This is a genomic window from Hydrogenophaga sp. (assembly GCF_041633695.1).
Lineage (GTDB): Bacteria > Pseudomonadota > Gammaproteobacteria > Burkholderiales > Burkholderiaceae_C > Hydrogenophaga.
In genome coordinates, this window is the sequence record NZ_JBFJMY010000508.1 from 1 (window position 1) to 2759 (window position 2759).

The following is a 2759-nucleotide window of genomic DNA, read 5'->3' on the forward strand; positions in this document are numbered from 1 at the left end:
ACCGCTTTGTGCTCTCCAACGGTCACGGCTCGATGTTGATTTACGCGCTGCTGCACCTGACCGGCTACGACTTGTCAATGGACGAACTGAAGCGCTTTCGCCAACTGCACAGCAAGACCGCTGGCCATCCGGAGTTCGGCGTCACGCCGGGCGTGGAAACCACCACCGGACCGCTGGGGCAGGGTGTCAGCAACGCCGTGGGCATGGCCTTGGCTGAAAAACTGCTGGCCACCGAGTTCAACCACGATCAAGACGGGACTGAGCACCACATCGTCGACCACTTCACCTATGCCTTTGTGGGCGATGGCTGCCTGATGGAGGGCATCAGCCACGAAGCCTGTTCGCTGGCTGGCACGCTGCGCTTGTCGAAACTGATCGTGTGCTACGACGACAACGGCATTTCGATCGACGGCCATGTGCAAGCCTGGTTCTCCGACGACACGCCCAAGCGCTTCGAAGCCTATGGCTGGCATGTGATCGCCGATGTGAACGGGCACGATGCCGCCGCCGTGGACGCGGCCATCCACGCCGCCAAGGCACAGGCGTATCTGCCGAACGGCAAACCTACCTTGATTTGCTGCAAGACGGTGATCGGCAGTGGTTCGCCCAACAAGGCCGGCACACACGAGGTGCATGGTGCCGCATTGGGCTCGGCCGAAGTTGCGGCCACGCGCGCAGCTCTGGACTGGTTGGCGGAGCCTTTTGAAATGCCGACCGCCGTGGTCAAGGCGTGGAACGCGCTGGAGCGGGGACGGGACGCCGAACGTGCCTGGCGTGTGCGCTTTGAGTCTTATCGAACTTTGTACCCTGGCCAGGCCGCTGAATTTGAGCGCCGCATGCGGGGCGACTTGCTGCCCGCGCTGGCCGATGCTTTGCCCGCGCTGTTGGCCGACGTCGCTGCCCGACCCGAGGCGTTCGCAACCCGCAAAGCCAGTCAAAACGCGCTGGACGTCCTGGCGCCATTGGTGCCGGAGTTTTTCGGTGGCAGCGCGGACCTGACCGGCTCGAATCTCACCAATTTCAAAGGCTGCAAAAAGGCAGGTCGCGACACCTGGGGCAACCACCTGAGCTACGGCGTGCGCGAATTCGGCATGGCGGCGATCATGAACGGCATGGCACTGCATGGTGGCTATATCCCCTACGGAGGCACCTTTTTGACCTTCAGCGACTACAGCCGCAATGCCATCCGCATGGCCGCGTTGATGAAGATACGCGTCGTCCACGTGTTCACGCACGACAGCATCGGCCTGGGAGAAGACGGACCGACCCACCAGAGCGTGGAGCACATTCCCTCCTTGCGCATCATCCCTGGGTTGGACGTATGGCGTCCCGCTGACGGACTGGAGACTGCGGTAGCCTGGGCCTGTGCGGTGGAGCGTAGCGATGGGCCGAGTGCCTTGTGCCTGTCGCGCCAGAATCTGCCACCGTTGACCGATGCACGCATGGTGGATCGCATACGGCGTGGTGCCTATGTGTTGTCAGACATGCCGGGTGCGCAAGCCGTGATCTTGTCCACCGGCTCAGAAACCTCGCTGGCGATAGAGGCGCAGGCGGCGCTGACGGCATTGGGCATACGCACTCGGGTGGTGTCCATGCCTTGCTCGAATGTGTTCGATCGGCAGTCTGCCAGCTACCAGGCTTCGGTGTTGCCGCCGACTTGGCCAGCGGTGGCCATCGAGGCAGCCCATCCCGATTTTTGGCGCAAATACGTGGGGCGCTCAGGCGCTGTCATCGGCATCAGCAGCTTTGGGGAATCGGCGCCGGCCAAAGATTTGTACACCTATTTCGGTATCACCGCCGAGGCCGTGGTGGACGCGGTGCGATCACGGGTGTCACCAGCATGACGCGGGCATTTGATTTGGTCATGTTCGACCTGGACGGCACGCTGGTAGAAACCGCGCCCGAAATCGCCGACGCCGTGAACGATACGCTGCGCCGCTTTGAGCTGCCGGAAGTTTCGCAGCAACAGGTGAACGATTGGATCGGGCACGGCACACGCAGCCTCTTGATCGAAGCGCTGGCGTTTTCGGTCAAGACGGATGTCGCCTCCGTGCGTGACAGCGGCAGCTTGCCCCTGATCGCGGCCGAGTTTGATCGGAACTACCAGCGGCGTTGCGGCACCCGCAGCCACCTGTACCCCGAGGTCCGCGAGACCTTGACCGCATTGCGCGAACTGGGCGTGAAGCTGGCCCTGGTGACCAACAAGGAGGGGCGCTATACCGCCACGGTGTTGGAAGTCCATGGCCTGGAGCCGCTGCTGGATAGCGTTCTGAGCGGCGATACGCTGGAGACCAAGAAGCCCGACCCGGCGGGTGTCCAGCGCTGTCTAGCGCAATGGAAAGTGCGCCCGGATCGTGCGTTGTTTGTGGGTGACTCCTCCATCGACGTGGCCACCGCGCGCAACGCAGGTGTTGCGGTCTGGGCGCTCCCCTATGGCTACAACATGGGCCAGCCCATCGAGGCATGCCACCCCGATCGTGTGATCGCCAATATTTCGGCCTTGCTGGCCGACCCGGCGAGCCCGTGTTGATCCATCCGGTGGCCTGCTCGGTAGCGCCCCGCGCGTGCGATTCGAGCCGAGCCGCGCGCGCAGCATTTTTTTAACTATTGGAGAAACCCATGACCATCAAAATCGGTATCAACGGCTTTGGCCGCATCGGGCGCAACGTCTTGCGCAGCGCGATCCAGAACTTTTCTGACATCGAAGTCGTCGCCATCAACGACCTGCTCGAACCCGACTACCTGGCCTACATGCTTCA

General features: G+C 62.5%; 3 protein-coding genes. All 3 read left to right on the forward strand.

Features of this window, described 5'->3' with window-relative positions:
* Positions 1–1844: transketolase (tkt, locus tag ABYB95_RS20865; RefSeq protein ID WP_372661413.1), on the forward strand; the 1844-nt coding region annotated here is incomplete at its 5' end.
* A gap of 20 nt (positions 1845–1864) precedes the next feature.
* Positions 1865–2530 (forward strand): HAD-IA family hydrolase, encoded by a 666-nt coding sequence (locus ABYB95_RS20870; RefSeq protein WP_372661416.1) that lies wholly within the window; start codon positions 1865–1867, stop codon positions 2528–2530.
* An 89-nt stretch (positions 2531–2619) separates the two neighbouring features.
* A partial coding sequence (locus ABYB95_RS20875) for an aldehyde dehydrogenase (RefSeq protein WP_169801569.1) occupies positions 2620–2759 on the forward strand: 140 nt, incomplete at its 3' end.